This window comes from Micromonospora sp. 050-3, assembly GCF_046549335.1.
GTDB classification, from domain to species: Bacteria; Actinomycetota; Actinomycetes; order Mycobacteriales; family Micromonosporaceae; genus Micromonospora; species Micromonospora trifolii.
Genome location: NZ_JAJPVX010000002.1, coordinates 331,384 through 353,986, shown reverse-complemented (window position 1 = coordinate 353,986; position 22,603 = coordinate 331,384). Strand labels below are relative to the sequence as shown.

At 73.1% G+C, this 22,603-nt stretch carries 17 protein-coding genes; 9 read left to right on the top strand and 8 right to left on the bottom strand.

Going from position 1 to position 22,603, the window contains the following annotated elements:
- Positions 1 to 27 precede the first annotated feature (27 nt).
- The 3 genes from dnaJ to dnaK all read right to left on the bottom strand — a co-directional run bounded on the left by dnaJ (position 28) and on the right by dnaK (position 3,976).
- Complete coding sequence (gene dnaJ, locus ACLJOK_RS16585; protein ID WP_410819732.1) at positions 28 to 1,209, bottom strand: molecular chaperone DnaJ; 1,182 nt, start codon at positions 1,207 to 1,209, stop codon at positions 28 to 30.
- A gap of 85 nt (positions 1,210 to 1,294) precedes the next feature.
- The gene (gene grpE, locus ACLJOK_RS16580; RefSeq protein WP_410819731.1) at positions 1,295 to 2,050 is read right to left on the bottom strand and encodes a nucleotide exchange factor GrpE; all 756 of its coding nucleotides are present in this window, start codon (positions 2,048 to 2,050) and stop codon (positions 1,295 to 1,297) included.
- 48 nt (positions 2,051 to 2,098) lie between these two features.
- Positions 2,099 to 3,976, bottom strand: coding sequence for a molecular chaperone DnaK (gene dnaK, locus ACLJOK_RS16575; RefSeq protein ID WP_410819730.1), 1,878 nt, complete (start codon positions 3,974 to 3,976; stop codon positions 2,099 to 2,101).
- A gap of 220 nt (positions 3,977 to 4,196) precedes the next feature.
- Here dnaK and ACLJOK_RS16570 point away from each other — a divergent pair, with 220 nt between their 5' ends.
- The 3 genes from ACLJOK_RS16570 to ACLJOK_RS16560 are packed head-to-tail and all read left to right on the top strand — an operon-like array spanning position 4,197 to position 8,980.
- Entirely contained in the window at positions 4,197 to 6,017 is a 1,821-nt protein-coding gene (locus ACLJOK_RS16570) for an ABC transporter (protein WP_410819729.1), read from the top strand.
- Positions 6,014 to 7,699, top strand: a complete 1,686-nt coding sequence (locus ACLJOK_RS16565; protein WP_410819728.1) for a GTPase — start codon at positions 6,014 to 6,016, stop codon at positions 7,697 to 7,699. The genes ACLJOK_RS16570 and ACLJOK_RS16565 overlap by 4 nt, the downstream gene beginning before the upstream one ends.
- Positions 7,700 to 7,756: 57 nt before the next feature.
- Positions 7,757 to 8,980, top strand: coding sequence for a hypothetical protein (locus ACLJOK_RS16560; protein ID WP_410819727.1), 1,224 nt, complete (start codon positions 7,757 to 7,759; stop codon positions 8,978 to 8,980).
- Positions 8,981 to 9,050: 70 nt separating this feature from the next.
- Here the strand turns inward: ACLJOK_RS16560 and ACLJOK_RS16555 are convergent, their stop codons facing one another.
- Positions 9,051 to 9,674 (bottom strand): phosphatase PAP2 family protein, encoded by a 624-nt coding sequence (locus tag ACLJOK_RS16555; RefSeq protein ID WP_410819726.1) that lies wholly within the window; start codon positions 9,672 to 9,674, stop codon positions 9,051 to 9,053.
- Between the two features lie 80 nt (positions 9,675 to 9,754).
- Positions 9,755 to 10,549: a hypothetical protein gene (locus ACLJOK_RS16550; protein WP_410819725.1), complete on the bottom strand. Its 795-nt coding sequence runs from the start codon at positions 10,547 to 10,549 to the stop codon at positions 9,755 to 9,757.
- A 596-nt stretch (positions 10,550 to 11,145) separates the two neighbouring features.
- On the opposite strand from ACLJOK_RS16550, the gene pdhA reads away from it, so the two are divergent.
- The 6 genes from pdhA to ACLJOK_RS16520 all read left to right on the top strand — a co-directional run bounded on the left by pdhA (position 11,146) and on the right by ACLJOK_RS16520 (position 20,166).
- A complete protein-coding gene (pdhA, locus tag ACLJOK_RS16545) occupies positions 11,146 to 12,318 on the top strand; it encodes a pyruvate dehydrogenase (acetyl-transferring) E1 component subunit alpha (RefSeq protein ID WP_410819724.1) in 1,173 nt (390 codons plus the stop codon).
- The gene (locus ACLJOK_RS16540; RefSeq protein WP_410819723.1) at positions 12,318 to 13,307 is read left to right on the top strand and encodes an alpha-ketoacid dehydrogenase subunit beta; all 990 of its coding nucleotides are present in this window, start codon (positions 12,318 to 12,320) and stop codon (positions 13,305 to 13,307) included. The genes pdhA and ACLJOK_RS16540 overlap by 1 nt, the downstream gene beginning before the upstream one ends.
- Positions 13,304 to 14,785, top strand: coding sequence for a dihydrolipoamide acetyltransferase family protein (locus tag ACLJOK_RS16535; RefSeq protein WP_410819722.1), 1,482 nt, complete (start codon positions 13,304 to 13,306; stop codon positions 14,783 to 14,785). The genes ACLJOK_RS16540 and ACLJOK_RS16535 overlap by 4 nt, the downstream gene beginning before the upstream one ends.
- 218 nt (positions 14,786 to 15,003) lie before the next feature.
- On the top strand, positions 15,004 to 15,141 hold the full coding sequence (locus ACLJOK_RS16530) for a hypothetical protein (protein WP_165435866.1): 138 nt from the start codon (positions 15,004 to 15,006) through the stop codon (positions 15,139 to 15,141).
- 342 nt (positions 15,142 to 15,483) lie between these two features.
- The gene (locus ACLJOK_RS16525; RefSeq protein WP_410819721.1) at positions 15,484 to 18,216 is read left to right on the top strand and encodes a hypothetical protein; all 2,733 of its coding nucleotides are present in this window, start codon (positions 15,484 to 15,486) and stop codon (positions 18,214 to 18,216) included.
- 117 nt (positions 18,217 to 18,333) lie between these two features.
- Positions 18,334 to 20,166: an NHL domain-containing thioredoxin family protein gene (locus ACLJOK_RS16520; RefSeq protein WP_410819720.1), complete on the top strand. Its 1,833-nt coding sequence runs from the start codon at positions 18,334 to 18,336 to the stop codon at positions 20,164 to 20,166.
- 32 nt (positions 20,167 to 20,198) lie between these two features.
- Here the strand turns inward: ACLJOK_RS16520 and ACLJOK_RS16515 are convergent, their stop codons facing one another.
- From ACLJOK_RS16515 to ACLJOK_RS16505, 3 genes are read right to left on the bottom strand one after another with little or no spacing between them, the layout of a single operon-like run.
- Positions 20,199 to 20,948: a LamB/YcsF family protein gene (locus ACLJOK_RS16515; RefSeq protein ID WP_238677582.1), complete on the bottom strand. Its 750-nt coding sequence runs from the start codon at positions 20,946 to 20,948 to the stop codon at positions 20,199 to 20,201.
- On the bottom strand, positions 20,932 to 21,795 hold the full coding sequence (locus ACLJOK_RS16510) for a biotin-dependent carboxyltransferase family protein (RefSeq protein WP_410819719.1): 864 nt from the start codon (positions 21,793 to 21,795) through the stop codon (positions 20,932 to 20,934). Before ACLJOK_RS16510 ends, ACLJOK_RS16515 begins: the two co-directional genes overlap by 17 nt.
- Positions 21,792 to 22,532, bottom strand: coding sequence for a 5-oxoprolinase subunit B family protein (locus ACLJOK_RS16505; protein ID WP_410819718.1), 741 nt, complete (start codon positions 22,530 to 22,532; stop codon positions 21,792 to 21,794). Before ACLJOK_RS16505 ends, ACLJOK_RS16510 begins: the two co-directional genes overlap by 4 nt.
- Positions 22,533 to 22,603 lie beyond the last annotated feature (71 nt).

The following is a 22,603-nucleotide window of genomic DNA, read 5'->3' as shown; positions in this document are numbered from 1 at the left end:
GCTCACCTCCGCGTCCATTCCACCGGACTAACTGACTCGACGCACCCGTGCGTCGAGATGTTCCCGGGCTGCCGGCGGGGTCTGCTCGGCGAACGACTCCAGCGCCGTGCGCGCCTCATCCGACAACCGGGCCGGCACCACCACGTCCAGCGTGACCAGCAGGTCACCGGCCTGCCCGTCGCGGCGGACCACACCCTTGCCCCGGGCCCGCAGCACCCGCCCGCTCGGTGTCCCCGGCGGCACCCGCAGGGTCATCGCACCGTCGAGCGTGGGCACCCGCAGGTCCGTGCCGAGCACGGCCTCCGCGAAGGTGACCGGCACGGTCAGCGTCAGGTCGTCCCCGGTACGCCCAAACAGCTCGTCCGGCCGAACCTTGACGTGCACGAAGAGGTCGCCAGCCGGGCCGCCGCGCTCGCCCGGCTCGCCGCGCCCGGCCAACCGGATGCGTTGACCGTCGGCCACACCGGCCGGGAAGCGCACGTTCATCGTGCGGGTCTTGGTGACACCGCCGCTGCCGTGGCACTCCGGGCACTTCTCCTCGACCACGGTGCCGACGCCCTGGCAGTTGCGGCACGGCTCGGAGAAGCTGAACGACCCCTGGTTGCGGGTGGTCACGCCGGCACCATGACAGACCGGGCAGGTACGCGGCTGGGTGCCGGGCTTGGCCCCGTTGCCGTGGCAGGTGTCGCAGACTCCCGGCGCGCGCAGCGTCAGGGGCAGCGTCACTCCCCGCACCGCGTCGCCGAAGTCCAGCGCCACCTCGGTCTCCACGTCTCGACCACGGGCCGGACCATGTGGTGCGGCCTGCCCACCGGCCTGGCCGCCGCTGAAGATCGAGCTGAACAGGTCCTGGAAGCCGGCGCCGCCGAAGCGACGATCGCCGCCTCCGCCGCCGCCGAACATGTCGGAGACGTCGAACGGCATGCCGCCCTGCTGACCGCCACCCCGGGCGTTGCGCCGGAACGCGCCCGAGCCGAAGAGCGAACGCATCTCGTCGTACTCGCGACGGCGGCCGCTGTCCGACAGCACGTTGTACGCCTCGGACGCTGCCTTGAAGCGCTCCTCGGCCTTCGGATCGCCCGGGTTGTGGTCCGGGTGCGACTCCCGGGCCACCTTGCGGTACGCCTTCTTGATGTCATCCGCGGAGGCGGCCTTGTCCACGCCGAGCACGGCGTAGAAGTCCTTCTCGATCCAGTCCTTCGAACTCACCGGTCCACCCCCTTCCGACCCCGGTGGCCCGGCCGTCCCGCCCACCGCAGCGCGGTGGACGGGACGGCCCGGTCACTGTCTGGCACTATTCCGGATCCGCGACCGCGACCAGCGCGGGGCGCAGCAGCCGCTCACCGAGCTGGTAGCCGCGTCGCATGACCTGTACGCAGGTCGGCTCGCTGACGTCGGCCGAGGTCTGGTGCGCGACCGCCTCGTGCCGGGTCGGGTCGAACGGGTCGCCCTGCTCGCCGAAGGCGTTCAGGCCGAACTTGCCCAGCGCGGTGGTGAGCTGTTCCGCCACCGTGCCGAACGGCCCGACCAGGTCGCCGTGTTCCCGGGCCCGGTCCAGGTCGTCCAGGATCGGCAGCAGCGCGGCCAACACCGAGCCGGTCGCCTGCTCCTGCACGAGGTTGCGGTCGCGGTCGATGCGCTTGCGGTAGTTGGCGTACTCCGCCGACACCCGCTGCAGGTCCCTGGTCCGCTCGTCGAGCTCGGCCCGGAGCGCCTCCAGCTCGGCGCCGAGCGAGGTGCCCGTGCCGCCGCCGTCCACCGGCTGCGCCGGGGCGTCCACCACCGGCGGACCGGATGGCTCCGGCCCGTTGGTGGAGTTGACCTCGACCTCGATCTCGTCGACCACGACCTCGGCGTCCTCGACCAGACCCTCGGCCGGCACACCGGTCTCCGCGTCGGCGGCGGTGCCCTCCGGCTCGGCGGTGTCGACGAGCTTGCGGTTGTTGCGGATGACGACCCGCTCCCCGTCGCCGGTCGGCTCCGTGGTCGCGGAGCCACCCGGCGTCGACCCGGTGTCGCCCGGGTCGGCGGCTCGTGGCTTCTGCGTCATGCGGCTACCTCATCCCCTTCGCGGTGAAAACGTGCCGGAGGCCGACGGTCACTTCTTGCCGTCCTCGTCCACGATTTCCGCGTCGACCACGTCGTCGGCGCCGCCGGCCTGCGCGCCGGTCGCGCCGGTCGCGCCGGTCGCACCGGTCGCACCCGGGCCAGCCTCGCCACCCGGCTGCTGACCCTGCTCGGCCTGCTGGGAGTAGAGCAGCGAACCGGCCTCCTGGGAGACCTTGGCCAGCTTCTCGTGCGCCGACTTGATCTTGTCGATGTCCTGACCGCCGAGGGCGCCGCGCAGCTCGCCGAGCGCCTCGTTGAGCTGCTCGCGGTTTTCACCGGGCAGCTTGTCGCCGCTCTCGGCGAGGAACTTCTCGGTCTGCCACTGCAGCGCCTCGGCCACGTTGCGAGCCTCGGCGTCGTCGCGACGACGCTTGTCCTCCTCCGCGTGCTCCTCGGCGTCCCGGCGCATCCGCTCGATGTCGTCCTTCGGCAGCGAGGAGCCGCCGGTGATCGTCATCTTCTGTTCCTTGCCGGTGCCCAGGTCCTTGGCGTGCACGTTGACGATGCCGTTGGCGTCGATGTCGAAGGCGACCTCGATCTGCGGCACGCCACGCGGCGCCGGCGGGAGGCCGGTCAGCTCGAAGGTGCCGAGCTTCTTGTTGTACGCCGCGATCTCCCGCTCACCCTGGAACACCTGGATCAGCACCGACGGCTGGTTGTCGTCCGCCGTGGTGAAGACCTCAGAACGCTTGGTCGGGATTGTGGTGTTGCGCTCGATCAGCTTGGTGAAGATGCCGCCCTTGGTCTCGATGCCCAGGCTCAGCGGGGTCACGTCGAGCAGCAGGACGTCCTTGACCTCACCCTTGAGCACACCGGCCTGGAGAGCGGCGCCGACGGCGACCACCTCGTCCGGGTTGACGCCCTTGTTGGGGTCGCGACCGGTGAGCTGCTTGACCAGGTCGGTCACGGCGGGCATCCGGGTCGAACCGCCGACCAGGATGACGTGCTCGACGTCGGAGATCTTGATCCCGGCGTCCTTCACGGCCTGCTCGAACGGGCCCTTGCACCGGTCCAGCAGGTCCTGCGTCATCCGCTGGAACTCGGCGCGGCTGAGCGTCACGTCGAGGTGCAGCGGGCCGGCCGCGCCGGCGGTGATGTACGGCAGGTTGATGTTGGTGGTGGTGGCGGCGGAAAGCTCGATCTTGGCCTTCTCGGCGGCCTCACGGAGCCGCTGGAGGGCCATCTTGTCCTGAGACAGATCAATGCCGTGCTCACCGCGGAACGTCTTGACCAGGTGGTCGATGATCCGCTGGTCCCAGTCGTCGCCACCGAGCTGGTTGTCACCGCTGGTCGACTTGACCTCGACGACGCCCTCGGCCAGCTCCAGCAGCGACACGTCGAAGGTGCCGCCGCCGAGGTCGAAGACCAGGACGGTCTGCTCCTTGGAGCCCTTGTCCAGCCCGTATGCCAGGGCGGCAGCGGTCGGCTCGTTGACGATCCGCAGCACGTTGAAGCCGGCAATCTCACCGGCCTCCTTGGTGGCCTGGCGCTGGCTGTCGTTGAAGTAGGCCGGAACGGTGATCACCGCGTCGGTGATCTGCTCGCCCAGGTACGCCTCGGCGTCCCGCTTGAGCTTCATCAGCGTCCGGGCCGAGATCTCCTGCGGGGTGTACTTCTTGCCGTCGATGTCGACGGACCAGTTCGTGCCGACCTCGCGCTTGACCGACCGGATCGTCCGATCGGGGTTGGTCACCGCTTGGCGCTTGGCGACCTCACCGACGAGCACCTCGCCGTTGCGGGCGAACGCGACGATCGACGGAGTCGTCCGCGACCCCTCAGCGTTGGCGATGACGGTGGGCTCACCGCCCTCGAGAACGCTGACGCAGGAGTTCGTCGTGCCGAGGTCGATACCGACCGCACGTGCCATCTTCGCTTCCTCGCTTCGTAAGGTTGTGCAGGTGACGGGCGTCGCCCGTGGGCTGCTGGCGAGCACCGCCCGCAGCGGGCCCCACCACAAGTTGAGTGAACTTGACTCAATAGTGCCACGCGTTGGCCAATCGTCAAGTTGACTTGAGTCAACCCGACGCAACCCAGCCGTTATTACCGTCCGGTTGTCTTCCCTTGCATCGGTCGGGCACGCTTTAGCGGTGACGACGCACGGCGATCCCGCCACCCGTTCCGGTGCGCCCGCCGTCGCAGCCCGCACCGACCCGCCGGACGCCGCGGAGGAGCCGCCCGCCACCACCGGGGACGACAGCCTCCCCGGCGCACTGTCGGGCCTCCGGGAGGCGATCGGCGCGACCCGGTATCCCCTCGCGCTGCCCTCTGCCGGCTCCGCCCGGCAGACCGCCACCGCCCTCACCGACCAGCTCGACGACTACCTGCTGCCCCGGCTCGCCCGGCTGGACGCCCCACTGCTCGTGGTGGTCGGCGGCTCCACCGGCGCGGGCAAGTCGACACTGGTCAACAGCCTGGTCAAGGCCCGGGTCAGCGCCGCCGGCGTGCTCCGGCCGACCACCCGCTCGCCGGTGCTGGTCTGCAACCCGTCCGACGCGGCCTGGTTTCGGCAGGGTGACCTCCTGCCCGGGCTGACCCGCACCACCGAGCCGAGCGACGATCCGCGCGCCCTGCACCTCGTCACCGCCCCGGCCCTGCCCGCCGGGCTGGCCTTCCTCGACGCGCCCGACATCGACTCGGTCGTCGACGCCAACCGGGCGCTCGCCACCCAACTGCTGGCCGCCGCCGATCTGTGGCTCTTCGTCACCACTGCCGCCCGGTACGCCGACGCGGTGCCCTGGGAGCTGCTGCGCAGTGCCCGGGCGCGCGGCGCGGTGATCGCCATGGTGCTGGACCGGGTGCCCGCCGAGGCCACCGAAGAGATCGCCGCGCACCTGACCGAGATGCTCGCCGAGCAGGACCTCGGCCGGGCGCCGCTGTTCGTGTTGCCCGAGACCTGGGTCGACGGTCAGGGGCTGCTGCCCGAGGGAGTCACCGCCCCACTGGCCGACTGGTTCGCCCGGTTGGCCGCCGACGTGGACGCGCGGGCGGCGGTGGTCCGCCAGACCCTCGACGGGGCGCTGGCCGCCCTCCACCCCGCCGTGGAGGATCTGGCCGACGCCGCCGACGAGCAGCTCGCCGCCGCCGACGGGCTGGACGAACGGGTCCAGGCCGCGTACCGGGGTGCCGAGCGCACCGTCGAGCAGGGGCTCCAGGACGGCCGGCTGCTCCGGGGTGAGGTGCTCGCCCGCTGGCAGGAGTTCGTCGGCACCGGCGAGCTGTTCCGCACGCTGGAGGCACGGATCGGTCGCCTCCGGGACCGGGTGGTGGCCGCCGTCACCGGTCGGCCGGCGCCCGCCGTCGAGCTGCGCAACGCCATCGAGTCCCAGCTGGTGACGCTGCTGCGTGGGGTGGCTTCGGAGGCCGCCGAGTCCGCGTACACCGGGTGGAAGGCACACCCGGCCGGCGCCGGGCTGCTCGAGCCGCCCCTCGCCCACCCGAGCGACGACCTACCCGAACGCGCCGAGCGCATGGTCCGGGACTGGCAGCGCGGAGTGCTGGAACTGGTCCGGGTCGAGGGCGGTGACAAGCGGTTCGTGGCCCGCACCGCCGCGTACGCGGTGAACGCCACCGGGCTGGCCGTGATGATCGCTGTCTTCGCCTCCACCGCGTTCATCCCGACCGGGCTGGAGCTGGCCACCGGGGCCGGCACCACTGTCGCCGCGCAGGCCGTCCTCCAGGCGATCTTCGGCGACCAGGCGGTGCGTACCCTCGCCGCCAAGGCCCGTACCGACCTGCTGGACCGGGTGCGGACGCTGCTCGCCGTGGAGGCCGACCGCTTCCTGAGCCGCACCGCCGACGCCCGCCCCGCCGAGGACGCCGGCGACAGGCTGCGCCGGGCCGCCGGCCGGGTCGAGCTGGCCCGGCACCGCAGCGGCCTGTCCACCGCCGACGAGGAGGGTTCTCGGTGAGCAACATCGCCGGCCGGGTCCGCGAGGTGTTCCGCGGGGACCAGCGGGTCGACGCCGACGCGCTGATCGCCCGCCTGGACGCGGTACGCCGGTTCCTGATCGCCGTGGACGGTCTGCTGCCGGACTCCGACCTGGTGCCCGCGCACACAGTGGTCGAGCGGGCCGGCACCCGGCTCGCGCTGTCCCGGGACCACACAGTGGTCGCCCTGGCCGGCGCCACGGGCAGCGGCAAGTCCAGCCTCTTCAACGCGCTGGCCCAACTGGAACTCTCGCCAGTAGGGGTCCGCCGGCCGACCACCGGCGTCACCCACGCCTGCGTGTGGGGGCCGCTGGAGGGCGCCAACCATCTGCTCGACTGGGTCGGCGTCCTGCCCCGACACCGCTTCGTCCGGGAGAGCGCCCTGGACGCTGACGACGAGACGGCCCTGCACGGGCTGATCCTGCTCGACCTGCCCGACTTCGACTCGGTGCAGCGATCGCACCGGCTCGAGGTGGACCGACTCCTCGGCCTGGTCGACCAGGTGGTCTGGGTGGTCGACCCGCAGAAGTACGCCGACCGGGTCATCCACGACAGCTACCTGCGCGAGTTCCACAGGCACCGCGAGGTCACAGTGGTCGTGCTCAACCAGGCCGACCGGCTGCCCCCGGCCGAAGTGCCCCGGGTCCTGGACGACCTGCGTCGGCTGCTCGACACGGACGGGCTGACCGGGGTGCCCCTGCTGGCCACCACCGCCATCGATCCGGCCGGGATGGTCGGGCTGCGCAACACGCTGGAGCGCACCGTCGCCGAGCGGCAGGCCGCGCTGCGCCGGCTCGCTGGTGACGTCGACACTGTCGTCGCCGGCTTGGACGAGCTGGTCGGTTCGGCCCGGCCGGCGGACGGGCCGGACGACACCGCCGTCAAGGGGCTGAACCGGGCGTTGGCCGGGGCGGCCGGAGTGCCAGCGGTGACCGAGGCCGTGGAGCGGGCGTACCGGCACCGGGCCGGCGCTGCCACCGGCTGGCCCGTGGTCCGGGGCTGGCGGCGGTTGCGACCCGACCCGCTTCGTCGGCTGCACCTGCCCGGCCCGACCGGCGACCAGGCCGACCCGGCGGAGAGCCTGGTCGCGGCCACCTCGGTACCGGACCCGACGGCCGCCCAGCGCTCGGCGCTCGGCCTCGCCATCCGCGCGGTGGCCGACCGGGCCGCCACCGACCTGCCCGCCGCCTGGCCCGGCGCGGTGACCGGCGCCGCCCGGTCCCGCCTCGGCGACCTGCCGGACGCCCTGGATCGCACGATCGCCAGCACCGACCTCGGCCTCGACCGTCGCCCGCTGTGGTGGCGGGTCGTGGGCGGTGTCCAGTGGTTGGTCACCCTCGCCGCAGTGGTCGGGCTGGGCTGGCTGGTGCTCGGCTACGCGCTGCGGGCGCTCGGCCTGCCCGCACTGGACAACCCGATGGTCGGCGAGGTGCCGCTGCCGACCGTGCTGCTGCTCGGCGGCCTGCTGGCCGGGCTGCTGGTGGCGGCGCTGACCCGCCCGGTGGTGCGCTGGGCCGCCCGGCGCGCCCGGGCCCGCGCCGACCAGCGGCTGACGGCGCGGGTCGCCCAGGTGGGCGACGAGTACGTGCTGGCACCGGTACGGCTCGTGCTCGGCTCGTACGCGCAGGCGCGCGACGCGCTGCGGGACGCCGCGCGCCGCTGACGCTCCGCACGGCTCGCTACCGCTCTGCCTACGCCTCGGGCGGCGTAGGGTCGGAGCATGGCCACGCCTCAGACCCCCTACGACGCGGTGCTGCACGCCGCACGCGACGTGACCAAGCTGGAGTCCGCCCTCGACGCCGAGATGCTCGGCAGCGCCCTGCTGGGCAGTGTCTACGCGATCGCGGAGACCGACCGCGACGCCGCCGTACGGGAGTTCGTCACCGGCTTCCTCGCCGCCACCGCCCGCCGCAGGATCGCTGCGGCGACCACCATCCGGCAGGTCTTCGCCACCCTCGTTCCGACCGCCGAGGGCGCCGATCGGGTGCGCCCGGGCAGCCAGGCGCCCACCTGGACGGCCCAGCTCGGCCGGGTGCACCTCACCGGCACCTGGGCGTACGGGGACGTGTACGGCGATCAGACCTCCTACCTCGCGACCTTCGCCTACGACGACGAGTCCGGCGGCTCGGAGCACGCGCTGGTGGCCCTGGTGGACCACAACATCGGGATCACCAAGGACATCTTCGTGGGCGGGCCGGCCGAACGGATCCTGGACCAGGTCCGGCAGATGTGCGCCGACGACGAGCTGACCTGGTTCCGTACCGAAGATCCTGCCCGGTTCCGGGGTGAGGTGGCCCGCCATCTGGCGGTCACCGACGACCTGAGCGAGCTGCCCGGCGAGGGGTCGCTCGCCACCGACCGGGCGTTGGTCGGGGCCCGGCTGGCGATCCTGCCCACCGCGGCCGTCCCGACCGGGCCGGCGGAGGTCGAGCCGCTCTCCGCGGCCGAGCGCACCGACCTGGTCCGGCGGTTCCTCGCCGCGCCGGAGGCCGCCCGCTTCGGGCTGGACGCCGTCGACGGCCCCGAGCTGGCCTCCCTGCACTTCTGCCTGAGCCTGCTGCTGGACCACTCGGCGAGCTTCCCGGACGCCGATCCGATGCGCTGGAGCCCTGCCGTGTCCGGGCTCTTCCTGCTCGACTGGGTGCACCGCCGGGCCGTGCTGGACATGGACGACGCGGCGATGCTGCCCCGGGTGCTGCGGGCCTGGGCGCGGTACGCGTCGCGCCAGCGCGGGCTGCCCGAGGCGGCGGCGACGCGCACCGACGAGGCGATCGAGGAGATGGTGCCGGAGTTCGCCCGCCTCTACTCGACCGGTGAGCGACGCAGCGCGGCCACCGCCGCTGTGGCGCAGCTGATGGCCGACGGGGTGGACCCGGACGACCCGGCCGCACTGGACGCGTGGATCGAGGCGAACCGGCACCGCCTCGCCGACGACGGCGCCTGACGGTGTTCGAGGGTGGGCGGCCCCGCGCCGCCCGCCCTGGGCCGGACTGGCGCAGCGGACACTGACCGGGCTAGCGCAACGGGCCGAAGATCACTGCGGCGATCAGGGCGCCGAGCGCGCCACCGGTCAGCACCTGCGCCACCGTGTGGTCTTTCAGGCGTACCCGGGACCAGCCGACCACCGCCAGCAGCGGTGCGGCGACGACCAGCCGCGTCCCGAAGGTCAGCATCAGGATGACCAGCGTGCCGGCGGCCACCGCCGAGTGGATCGACATCTTCCACCAGTGGCTGACCGACACGGCGACGACGAGGCCGACGAGGCCGGACACCGCCAGCGCCAGCACCGGGCGGGGCGCGCCGAGCACGGCGAGCAGGGCGAGCCCCGCCGTAACCGAACCGAGACCGACCAGCAGCGGCGCCCGGCGCTGCTCCCGGCGGCCGACGTGGTGGTCGGTGAGCCGGCCACGGCGTACCCCGCCGACGATGTAGGCGAACGGAATGCCGGTAACGAAGAGAGTGGCGAGCAGACCCCAGACGAGGCCCTGACCGGGACGGCTGGCGCTGTGCCAACTCACCGTGATGATCAGCAGCGACACGAGCACCGCCGGGGCGGTCACCTCGGTGACCAGCCGGGCGATCCGCAACCCCGGGCCGGGCCGGGTGGTGACCGGGCGGGGTTCCGCACCGCCGCCCACGCCACCCCCTCCGGTACGCGCCTACCGCCGAACACCGCCGTCGCCGGACGGGCCGCGCCTGATCGTCACCGTACCGCCGGCTACACCGCAGGGTACGTCGGTCCGGCCAGCGGCGCCGGCCTGACGCTGGGCGTCGGGGCGACGGCCGACGGCGACGGGATCGCCGGGCTGGGTCGGCGGGTCGGTACTGCGGGCGGCGTGGGTGTGGGGGCCGGCATGGACCGGGTGCTGGTCGGCACGGCGGTCGCGGTCGCGTCGTCGGTCGGTGTGGGTGTCGGCCCCGACGTCGGGGCCTGTGTGGGCGTCGGGGCCACCGTCAGGGTCGGAGTCGGATCGGGATCCGCCGAGCCGGTCGGGTCCGGGTCGGTGGGGTCCGGTTCCGGCGAGTCGGTCGGGTCCGGGTCGGTCGGGTCCGGGTCGGTCGGATCGGGGTCCGGCGGGTCGGTCGGGTCCGGGTCGGTCGGCGGCGGCGCGACGGGCGGGGGTGCCGGCAGCACGGTGCTCTGCGTGGGTCTCGGTGCCACCGGCGGGGCGGTCGTCCACCGGGCGGGCCCGGGATCGGCGGCGGCGGGCCCTTCCCGTGGGCGCAACGGGGCGGCCGGCAGCCAGCCGCTGGTCGGGCCGACGCTGGGTGTACCGAGCGGGGGGAGCGGTGGCTGGCTGGTCATCGGCAGCGGGATCACCACCGGCCCGACGGACGGGGTCGGCATGAACGGGGTGCTGCTGTCCGGTAGGGCGGTGCTGCCCGGGGTGGCCGAGCCCGCGCTGATCGCGGCGAGGATGGGCATCGACGCCGTGCCGGCCAGCAGCGCGACGGTGAGCAGGTAACCCCGGGAGGGGCCACCGGCGCCGGGAGCCCGGTGGACACCGACCACCCGACGGTAGGCGCCGGCAGACCGGTGCCTACCAAGCGCTGGTGTGCCGGGACCGTCACCTGGCTCGTACACCGCACACCCCTTGTCGTCGGCCGTCGGAGGACATGGATGGACGCCGCCCGGGGCAAAAACCCGACAAATGACCCGATAGGCGCGATCCTGCGGGAATCAGCCTCGCGCAGTCACAGTGGGTCAGCCAACCTCCACCGCGTGTCGACACGCGGTGCTGCCCGAACGGTGACGAATCGTGCCGCAACGCATGGGAAACGCGGGCCGGCATGATGGCGACAAACGGCGTCAAAGCATGGGCGCTCGGATTGCGGAGGCAGGCGTACTGTGGGCGCGCTCACCTGCTCTGCGAATATGGAGCACGACGGCAACGCAGCCGTGACCTCCGCGCACCCTCGCGGCAGGCGCGGTTGAGCGCCGGCGCTCCCGATCCGGGCTCGGCCAGAACCCGGATCACGCCGTGCGGCAACCCCCACCGGGGCTAGGCGCGGCCGCCAGGAACCGGTCCGGCACCAGCCGGGCAGGCGCACGAGTTGCGCGGCCGGGTGACCCCCCGGTGCCGACGCAGACACGACAGGGAGAGACCGATGGCAAAGGGCGACCCCGGGGGCACCCGCAGCAGGCGGGCTGCACCCCGCTCCAGGAAGGGCGCGGCCGGCGACCCCGCGCTCGTGCAGCTGCTCACCCCCGAAGGCGAGCGGATCGACAGCGCCACCGGGCCGGACGGCACCGAGTACCGCGTCGACTTCACCGACGAGGAATACCGCGGTCTCTACCGCGACCTGGTGCTGGTCCGGAAGTTGGACGCCGAGGCGACAGCTCTCCAGCGCCAGGGCGAGCTGGGCCTCTGGGCCAGCCTGCTCGGCCAGGAAGCCGCCCAGGTCGGCTCCGGGCGGGCGCTGCGTACCCAGGACATGGCCTTCCCGACCTACCGGGAGCACGGCGTCCTCTACTGCCGGGGCATCGACCCGATCATGCCGCTCGGCCTGTTCCGCGGTGTCGACCAGGGCGGCTGGGACCCGAACGAGTTCAAGTTCAACATGTACACGATCGTCATCGGCGCGCAGACCCTGCACGCGACCGGCTACGCGATGGGGATCACCATCGACGGCAAGACCGGCACCGACGACGGCGAGGCGGCGATCGCCTACTTCGGCGACGGCGCCACCAGCCAGGGCGACGTGAACGAGGCGTTCGTGTGGGCCAGCGTGTTCAACGCGCCGCTGGTCTTCTTCTGCCAGAACAACCAGTACGCGATCTCGGAGCCGCTGGAGCGGCAGACCCGTGTCCCGCTCTACCAGCGGGCCGCCGGCTTCGGCTTCCCCGGCGTACGGGTGGACGGCAACGACGTCCTCGCCACGTACGCGGTCACCCGCACCGCGCTGGACAACGCCCGCCTCGGACAGGGCCCGAGCCTGATCGAGGCGTACACGTACCGGATGGGCGCGCACACCACCTCCGACGACCCGACCCGCTACCGCATCGCCAGCGAGGTCGAGGCGTGGCAGGCCAAGGACCCGATCGCCCGGGTCAAGGCCTTCCTCGAGAAGCAGAAGATCGCCGACGCGGGCTTCTTCGCCGAGGTCGACGAACAGGCCCGCCGCGAGTCGGTGCACCTGCGCGAGCGGGTGCTCGAGATGCCGAACCCGGAGCCGGTGACGATGTTCGACAACGTCTACCCCAACGGGTCTCCGCTGCTCGACGAGCAGCGCGCGAAGTTCAGCCGCTACATGGAGTCGTTCGAGGGGAGCGCCCACTGATGGCCACGGAGACGCTCACCATCGGCAAGGCCCTCAACACCGGTCTGCGCCGCGCCCTGGAGAACGACCCCAAGGTCATCATCATGGGCGAGGACGTCGGCAAGCTCGGCGGCGTCTTCCGGATCACCGACGGTCTCCAGAAGGACTTCGGCGACCAGCGGGTGATCGACACCCCGTTGGCCGAGTCCGGCATCATCGGCACCGCTGTCGGTCTGGCCATCCGCGGCTACCGGCCGGTCTGCGAGATCCAGTTCGACGGCTTCGTCTACCCCGCGTACGACCAGATCGTGTCGCAGGTGGCGAAGATGCACTACCGCTCGGGCGGCCGGCTCAGCATCCCCATGGTGATCCGGATCCCGTTCGGCGGCGGCATCGGCGCTGTCGAGCACCACTCCGAGTCGCCGGAGGCGTACTTCGCGCACACCGCCGGCCTGAAGGTGGTGACCTGCTCCAACCCGCAGGACGCCTACGTGATGATCCAGCAGGCCATCGCCTCGGACGACCCGATCGTCTTTCTGGAGCCCAAGCGGCGCTACTGGGAGAAGGGCCAGGTCGACCTGGACGCGCCGCTGGCCGACGCGTACCCCCTGCATTCGGCCCGGGTCGTGCGGCCCGGCACAGACGTCACCGTGCTGGCCTACGGCCCGATGGTGCGGACCTGCCTGGAGGCGGCGACCGCCGCCGCCGAGGACGGCCGGGAGTTGGAGGTCATCGACCTGCGTTCGCTCTCGCCGCTGGACCTGACCGCGGCGTACGAGTCGGTGAAGCGCACCGGCCGTGCGATCGTGGTGCACGAGGCGCCGTCCAACATCGGCCTCGGCGCCGAGTTGGCCGCCCGGATCACCGAGGAGTGCTTCTACTCCCTGGAGTCGCCCGTGCTGCGGGTGACCGGCTTCGACATCCCCTACCCGGCCGCCCGGGTGGAGGAGGAGTTCCTGCCCGACCTCGATCGGGTGCTCGACGCCGTCGACCGCTCCTTCGGCTGGTGAGCGACATGTCCCGGATCAAGACGTTCAACCTGCCCGACCTGGGCGAGGGGCTGACCGAAGGCGAGATCCTGGCCTGGCTGGTCAAGGTCGGCGACACCATCGAGCTGAACCAGCCGATCGTCGAGGTGGAGACGGCCAAGGCGGCGGTGGAGATCCCGGCGAAGTGGGCCGGCCAGGTGCAGGCCATCCACCACCCGGAGGGCACCACAGTCGAGGTCGGTACGCCGATCATCGCGATCGACACCGACCCGGGTGCCGGCCCGTTGGAGGCGCCGTCGACCACTGCCACGCCCAGCGGCGACCTGCCCACTCCGTCGGCGGCCTCGCTGGCGGCGGTGGAGGTGGCGCCGGCCGAGGGCATGGTCGAGCCCGGCCTGATCGGTGGCGCGGCCCCGGGTGGGCGGACGGCGGTGCTGGTCGGCTACGGCCCGCGTACGACCGCCGCGAAGCGCCGCCCCCGCAAGGGCGCGGTCCCGGCGCAGGCCGTGACGGCTCCCGCCGCCCCTGCTGGCGTCGATCATGGAGTTGTGGTGGGTGACAAACCAGCCGCGACCCCCACGATTCCGGCACCACAAGTCCATGATCGACGCGGTGGGGCCGTGCTGGCCAAGCCGCCGGTGCGCAAGCTCGCCAAGGATCTCGGGGTCGACCTCGGCACGTTGACCGGGTCGGGGCCGCTCGGCTCGATCACTCGGGAGGACGTGCAGCAGGCGGCGAGCGGTGCGAGCGTGGTGGTTGCCGAGCCGATCGCGGCGACGAGCGCGCCCAGCTTCGGTGCGGACCGGGAGCAGCGCGTCCCGGTCAAGGGCGTCCGCAAGCTGACCGCCGAGAACATGTCCCGCTCGGCGTTCACCGCCCCGCACGTGACGGAGTTCCTGACCGTCGACGTGACGCGGGCGATGAAGGCCCTGGACCGGCTGCGCGGCCGGCGGGAGTGGCGCGACGTACGGGTCTCGCCGCTGCTGCTGGTGGCGAAGGCGGTGCTGCTGGCGGTGCAACGGCACCCGATGGTCAACTCGACCTGGGCGGGCGACGAGATCGTGGTCAAGGAGTACGTCAACCTCGGCATCGCGGCGGCCACCGAGCGCGGCCTGATCGTGCCGAACGTCAAGGACGCCGGCCGACTCTCGCTGCGGGAGTTGGCGGACGCGCTGACCGACCTGGTGCAGACGGCGAAGTCCGGGCGCACCTCGCCGGCGGCGATGTCCGGCGGCACCCTGACGATCACCAACGTCGGCGTGTTCGGGGTGGACACCGGCACACCGATCCTGCCGCCGGGTGAGTCCGCGATCCTGGCCTTCGGTGCGGTGCGGGAGATGCCCTGGGTGCACAAGGGCAAGGTCAAGGTTCGCCAGGTCACCACGCTGGGGCTGAGCTTCGACCACCGGATCATCGATGGTGAGCTGGGCTCCAAGTTCCTGCGGGACGTCGGCGACTTCCTCACGGATCCGGAGGCGGCGCTGCTCGCCTGGACCTGACCGGTTCGAACGCCAGCCACGGCCGGTGTGCCACGGGTTAACGCCCGGCACACCGGCCGTGTCCGTTGAGCGACGGAACCGTCGGCCAGATGGCCAGTTGACCTTTGATTGTTAGGCAGGTGTCTCAGCTCACCTAATAATCGATGGAAGTTCGCCGGCTTCTGCTGTTGAATAGAGGCATCAGGGGCTGACAACCGAATAGCTAGGGGGACCCACCAATGAGCATGATCGAGCGAATCCGCAACCACCGCGACGCCACCCGCCGCGCCCGTGCCATCGAGCACGCGCTGCGCTCGGCGAACTCGCCGGCGGTCCGCGAGGAAATCCTCGTCATCGCCCAGCGTCACATGAGCTGACGCTCCACGACATTCCTCACCTCCTCCAGATCGATGGCCCACCCGGCCCACCGGGTGGGCCATCGGCGTTTCCCAACCACCACCACCGGGATTCCGCCCTGCCGCAGCGCCCGGTACGGTGGGCTTCGGTCGCCGCCCGCCGACCCGGCAGAGGCCGAGCCGACAAAACTGCTCGACATCAACCGGCCACGGTGAGTGACGACCAGTGCTCCTTGGACGTGTCGTGCGACCACCCGATACCGTGCGGGGAGCCGGCACAGCGGTACGCCGGTGACGCCGGCAGCCACGCCGAGGAGACCGATCGGCACCGGCGAGCCGACATGTGATGGAGGAGGCGCACCCATGACGTCCGAGGGCCCGCACCGACCCGGCCAAGAGCCGGACGAGGTGTCACCGGGCGCCGGCGGACCGGCGCCGTACGGCGACCGCCCGGCGCAGCCGGACAACGGCCAGAACGCCGGCGGCCCCGACCTGGGCTGGGCACCCCCGCCCCCGACGCGGTCCAACCCGTCGGCACCGGCATGGGCGACCCAGCCCGAGCAGCCGCCGGCCCCCGCCTGGGGTGCCGCCGCCGCTCCGCAGCCCGACGACCCGGCGCAGCCCGCCTGGGCCGCCGGCGGCGCGAGCGAGCCGCCGCAGCAGCAGCCCGGCGCGTGGCCCGGCAACGACGGTGCGCAGGCTCCGGCACAGCCCGACCCCTGGGCCGCGCAGCAGCAGGGCTGGACGCCCGCCGAGCAGAGCGCACCGGCGCCGACCTGGACGCCGAACGCCCCCGCTGAGCAGCCGGACTGGGTGCAGGTCCAGCCGGCCGCGCGGGGCGCCGCGCAGGTTCCCCCGGCCACCGCTGCCTGGCCCGCCCAGGAAGACCCGGCAAGCGCCGGCGGCTGGGGCGACGCGCCGCAGGCCAACCCGCCCGCCGCCGACTGGCGCGGAGCCGAATCTCCGCAACCCGACGCAGGGCAGGCCGCCGGCTGGTCCGGCGGCGCTCAGCAGGACCAGGCCACTGGCAACGGCGGCTGGCCCGCCGACGGCGCCGCCCGCGACGAACAGCCGGTGTGGACGCCGGCGGAGCAGTCGCCACCGGCCTGGGGCCAGCCCGCCGAAGCGACCGAGCAGCCCGCCCCCGGCTGGGGTCAGGCCGCCCAGCCGAACCCGGCCCGTGGCGCTGCCCAGGTCCCGGCCCCGACGACGACCTGGCACGCGCAGGACGACCCGGCCAACTCCGGCGGATGGGCCGCGCAGCAGCAGCAGGCGCAGCCCGCAGGATGGAACGACGGCAGCGACGCGCGGCAGGACCAGCCCGCGCAGCCGGCCGCCTGGGGCGGCGCCGAGAGCCGTCCGCAGCAGCCCGACTGGGTGCTCTCCCAGCCGGAGCAGCCGACCGAGCGGCCGGAGCAGGCAGGGTGGACCCCGGCCGAGCCGAGCAACCTCCCCGCGCGGGCCAGCGCCAGCGTGCCCACCAGCGGTGGCGCGCCCAACTGGGCCGCCGGCCCGGACAATGCCGCGCAGGGCAACTCCGGCGGCGTGCCGGAGGTCGAGCCGTGGGCCCCCGGTGAGGTGTGGGGTCGCGCGGAGGCCGAGGCTTCCGCCCAGCCCCGTGGGGGCTGGGAAGCTGACCGGGGCGACGAGGCACCGGCCTACCAGCCCGGGCCCGCGCCGGGCATCTCGCCGGCGAACGCGGTGCCACTGCCTCCGCAGGAGCAGCGCGTCCCGGGTGCCAGCCTGGCTGCCGCCCCGCCGGTCGACTACGCGCCCCAGGCCCAGTTCGCCCCGATCCCCGAGCAGCCCGCCTACCCCGAGCGGGAGACCCCGGACGCCGCCGCGCAGTACGGTGGCCGTCCCGAGGACGTGCAGGCGAGTGCCGCGGTGGTGCCCGCCCCGCGTACCTCTCCGGAGTCCGGAGCGGGCCGCGCGGTCGTACCGGTGTCGGACGCCGAGTCGGCAGCCAGCGCGGCGGCACGGGCCACGGCGAGCGCTTCGGTGCCGCTGGCCAGCCGGGTGATGCCCCCGACCGACCAGGCCATCCGACCGACCGGCACGGCCACCCCGCAACCCCGGGTGTACGGCCGTCCGGCACGACCGGAGCCGGAGGCCGAGCCGGAGCCGGAGGCGTTCCAGGGTGACCCGGGCTCCGACCGCCAGGGTGCTCAGGAGTGGCAGAACGACGCGCCACGGCAGGCGACGCCCGACTGGCAGAACGACGGGCAGCGGCAGATCGCTCCCGACTGGCAGAACGAGGCGCAGCGGCAGCAGGCCGCACCCGACTGGCAGAACGACGCGCAGCGGCAGGCTGGGCCCGGCTGGGGCAGCGAGTCCGCGGCCGATCCGCGCTTCGACGACCGGCAGCCCGCACCGAACGCGTTCAACGACGCTGCGTCGGCGCCGCCGGCGTTCCCGCCCGGTGTGCCGTCCTTCGTCGACGCCCCGGGCAACAACAGGCCGGTGAACGGCACCCGCCCGCACTCCGGCACCGAGCCGCCGGCCGACCAGTTCGGCGGCCCCGGGTCACCTGCCGCCGGCACCGTGAACGGGACGGCGACCTTCGGCGCGCCGAACTTCGGTGGCCCGGGCTCCGGCACGCCGGGCTACGGCGGACCGGCGACCGAGCCGGTGCCGGGCGGCGGCTTCCCGCCGTCGTTCCCGCCGCCGCCGCAGCCCGCGCCGTCCTGGGGCCAGGAGGCCGGCCAGTCGGACCAGGGCCGGTTCGACGCGTTCAAGCCGGACGCCGACGAGCCGAAGGTGGAGCCACCGACGCCGAAGGTACGCAACGGCAGGGTGCTGGCCGCGGTGCTGATCGCTGCGATGCTCATCCTGGCGGTGCCGCTCGGCCTGCTGCTGCTGCTCGGCAAGGTCGGCGGGGACGACACGCCGGCCTTCGACCCGGCGGTCGGCACCTGCGTGAAGCAGTCCGGGCAGGGCGGCGCCTCGGCGGCGGACTGCGGCGAGGCCAGCGCGTTCACGATCGTCTCGAAGGTGGACGCCAAGGAGAAGTGCGCCGACCCGACGCAGCCCCACGTGGTGCTGCCGGGTGAGGGCACCAACCGGGTGCTCTGCCTGAAGCCGGCCACCAAGTAGCTCCACCGACGGCGGGGTCACGGGCAACCGTGACCCCGCCGTCGTCGTATCCGCAGGTGTTACCGAATCTCGCCCCCTCCGGCTGGACGCGGGCCGATGGTCAGGCACGATGGGTGCATGAGCGCACGAGTACGGGCTCCCGAACTGCACGGTCGGGGCTGGCTGAACACCGGCGGACGCGACCTCAAGCTCGCCGACCTTCGCGGCAAGATCATCATTGCCGATTTTTGGACGTTCTGCTGTATCAACTGCCTGCACGTGCTCGATGAGCTGCGCCCGCTGGAGGAGAAGTACGGCGACGTGCTCGTCGTGATCGGCGTGCACTCGCCGAAGTTCGAGCACGAGAAAAACGCCGACGCGCTCGCCGCCGCGGTGGAGCGGTACGGGGTGCACCACCCCGTACTCGACGACCCCGAGATGGACATGTGGCAGCAGTACGCGGCGCGGGCCTGGCCGACCCTGTCGGTGATCGACCCCGAGGGTTACGTGGTGGCCACCATGGCCGGCGAGGGGCATGCCGAGGGGCTGGCCCGACTGATCGACGAGTTGATCGCCACCCACGAGGCCAAGGGCACCCTGCACCGGGGGAACGGCCCGTACGTCCCGCCGCCGGCACCGGAGACCGCTCTGCGCTTCCCGGGTAAGGCGACGCTGCTGGCGAACGGCAACCTGCTGGTCTCGGACTCGGCCCGACACTCCCTGGTCGAGATCGACCCGGACGGCGAGACGCCGGTGCGTCGGATCGGCTCGGGTGAGCGGGGTCGGGCGGACGGGCCTGCCGCCGCGGCGACGTTCTCCGAGCCGCAGGGGGTGTGCCTGCTGCCCACGCACGTCGCCGAGGTGGCCGGCTACGACCTGGTGGTGGCCGACACTGTCAACCACCTGCTGCGCGGCGTACGGCTGGAGTCCGGCGAGGTGGTCACTGTGGCCGGCAGTGGGCGGCAGTGGCGCGCTGAGGTCGACGACCACGCCCACGACGCGTTCGCCGTCGACCTGTCCTCGCCGTGGGACCTGGCCTGGTACGACGACAAGCTGATCATCGCGATGGCCGGCATCCACCAGCTCTGGTGGTTCGACCCGATCAAGCGGACCGCCGGCATGTACGCCGGCACCACAGTTGAGGCGTTGCGCGACGGCCCGCTGGCCGAGGCGTGGATGGCCCAGCCGTCAGGGCTCTCGACCTCCGCCGACGGCACCCGGCTCTGGGTGGCCGACAGCGAGACCAGCTCGATCCGGTACGTCGAGAACGGCGTGCTGGGTACCGCCGTCGGGCAGGGCCTGTTCGACTTCGGGCACGTGGACGGTCCGGCGGAGACCGCGCTGCTTCAGCACCCGCTGGGCGTGTGCGCGCTGCCGGACGGCTCGGTGCTGATCGCGGACACGTACAACGGCGCGGTACGCCGCTTCGACCCGGCCAGCAACCAGGTCTCCACTGTCGCCGACGGGTTGGCGGAGCCGAGCGACCTGGTGCTCACCCCGTCCGGTGAGGTGTTGGTGGTGGAGTCCGCCGCGCACCGGTTGACCCGGCTCGCGCCGGGTGCCCTGTCGGCGGCGGGTGCCAGCACGGTGGACGGGCCCCGGCACCGCACCGAGCGCACGCCGACCGACGTCGCGGCCGGCGAGGTCACCCTGGACATCGTCTTCACCCCGGCGCCGGGGCAGAAGCTGGACGAGACGTACGGGCCGTCGACCCGGCTGGTGGTCTCCGCGTCCCCGCCGGAGCTGCTGGTGGACGGTGCCGGCACGGGCACCGAACTGTCCCGCCGGCTGGTGCTCAACGGCGAGGTCACCGCTGGGGTGCTCCAGGTGACCGCGCAGGCGGCGACCTGTGACGCGGACGTCGAGCACGCGGCGTGCCACCTGACCCGGCAGGACTGGGGCGTACCGGTCCGGGTGGTCGACGGCGCCGTGACCCGGCTGCCGCTGGTGCTTCGCGGCCTGGACGCCTGACGCGATCGGAGGGGCCCGCCGGGCCCCTCCGATCAGGCGAAGGGGGCCAGTGTGATGTCGGCGTCGATCAGGGTGGCGCGGACGAGTTCGGCGGCGGAGACCGCGCCAGGGGTGTCACCGTGCACGCAGATCGAGTCGACCGAGCAGGGGATGACGGTGCCGTCGACCGCCACCACGCTGCGTTCGGTGGCCATCCGCGCCGCCCTTTCGGCGACCTGCTCAGGGTCGGTGATCACCGCGCCGGGGGTGCCGCGCGGCACCAGCGCCCCGTTGGGCAGGTAGGCGCGGTCGGCGAACGCCTCGGCGACCACCGGCAGGCCCGCGCCGACCGCGAGTTGGGCGAGCGTCGAGCCGGGCAGGCAGAGCACTGGCAGCTCGGCGTCGTAACCGCTGACGGCGGCGACCACCGCCGCTGCCTGGGACTCGTCGGTGCTGGCCGCGTGGTAGAGCGCGCCGTGTGGCTTGAGGTAGCGGACCCGGGTGCGGAACAGCCGGCAGAACGCGTCCAGCGCCCCCAGCTGGTAGGTCACCTCGTCGCGTAGCTCGGCGAAGTCGTACGCGATGTGCCGCCGACCGAAGCCGGCCAGGTCGCGGTAGCCGACCTGCGCGCCCACCGCGACCCCGCGTCGCGCGGCGCCCTCGCAGACCCGCCGCATGGTGGACGGGTCGCCGCCGTGGAAGCCGCAGGCGACGTTGGCGGAGGTGACGAGGCTCAGCAGCGCCTCGTCGTCGCCGAGTCGCCAGATGCCGAATCCCTCGCCCAGGTCAGCGTTGAGGTCCATGGAATCTGACGGTAGTACCTGGCCGGGCCTGCGCGAGCGGGGTCACGTCGGTGACCACCCCGATGACGGGGTATCCACCGGTGGTCGGGTGGTCCGCGAGGAAGATCAGGGGTTGGCCGTCCGCCGGCACCTGCACCGCGCCGAGCACGATGCCCTCGCTGGGGAGTTCGCCGGCCACCGCGCGGGGCAGCGTCGCGCCGGCGAGCCGCGCGCCGACCCGGTTGCTCACCGGGCTGACGATGTACGCGCTGCCGAAGAGCCGGTCGAACGCGGTCGGCGTGAACCAGTCCTCGCGAGGGCCGGGGCCCAGCGTCAGGTGCAGCTCTTCAGGCGGCGTGGGGCACACGGTCAGGTCCACCGGTGCGGGGGTGCCGACCGGCTCGCCGAGCGGCAGTCGGTCGCCGTCCCGCAACGGAGGAGGGCCGAGCCCGGAGAGGGTGTCGCTGGCCCGGCTGCCGAGCACCTGTGACACGTCGATGCCGCCCGACACCGCCAGCCAACTCCGTACGCCCCGCCGGGCGGGACCGATCCGCAGCACCGTCCCGGCCGGCACGCTGAGCGGACGTCCGGTGTCACCGGGCCGGGCACCCGCCTGGACGGGGACATCGGCGCCGGTGACCGCCACAGTGGCGGCCCGGGTCAGCCGCAGGGTGCATCCGGTCAGGGTGATCTCCAGGCCGGCCGCGCGCTCCGGATTGCCGACCAGTCGGTTGGCCAACCGCAGGGCACCCGGGTCGAGGGCGCCGGACCGGGGTACGCCCAGGTGCGCCCAGCCGGGCCGGCCCAGGTCCTGCACTGTGGTGAGCGCACCGGCGCGGAGCACCTCGATGGTGGCCGGGTCGGTCACGCCGCCGCCATCCGGACCGTGGTGCCCGGACCGAGTCGGGCCGGCGGGTCGGCGGCCACGTCGAACAGCACCAGGTCGGTGCGACCGACCAACTGCCAGCCGCCCGGGGAAGCGCCCGGATAGATGCCGGCGTACGGGCCGGCCAGCGCGACCGATCCGGCCGGCACCCGGGGACGGGGCGTGGCCAGCCGGGGCAGCGCCAACTCGGCGGGCAGCCCGGTCAGGTAGGGGAATCCGGGGGCGAAGCCGCAGAAGGCGACCCGGAACCGGGTGCTGGTCAGCCGGTGCCGCACTGCTGGCACGTCCACGCCCCAGTGCTCCGCCACCGCCGGCAGGTCCGGCCCGTCGAAGGTGACCGGTACGACCACGTCCGCCGCGTCGTCGGCACCGTTTTCGGCTGTGGCGTCGTGATCTTCGGTTGTGGCTTCGTGGTCTTCGGCTTGGGCGTCGTTGTCGGCTTGGTCGGGGCTGGTGGTCGCGGCGGTGACGGCGGAAGCCCATCGGGTCAGCTGCTCGGCCGTGGCGGTCGGGTCGGGCAGGCCGTCGAGCAGCACGGTCCGGGCCGCCGGCACGATCTCCACGGCGATCAGGTCGCCCTGCTCTCGGCGCCGCCACAGCTCGGCCCGCCACGCTTCGACAAACGCGGCCTCCCGGCTGTTGGCCACGGCTTCGGGGGTGTCGGCGAGGACGGTGCAGTCGAGTAGCAGGGCGTGCGCCCCGACCTGTCGGATCCGCATCGGTTCATCCTCGCCGATGTCGTGCCGCAGCGGTGTTCACGTGGACGGTGCCGGGTGTCACCAACGCCACT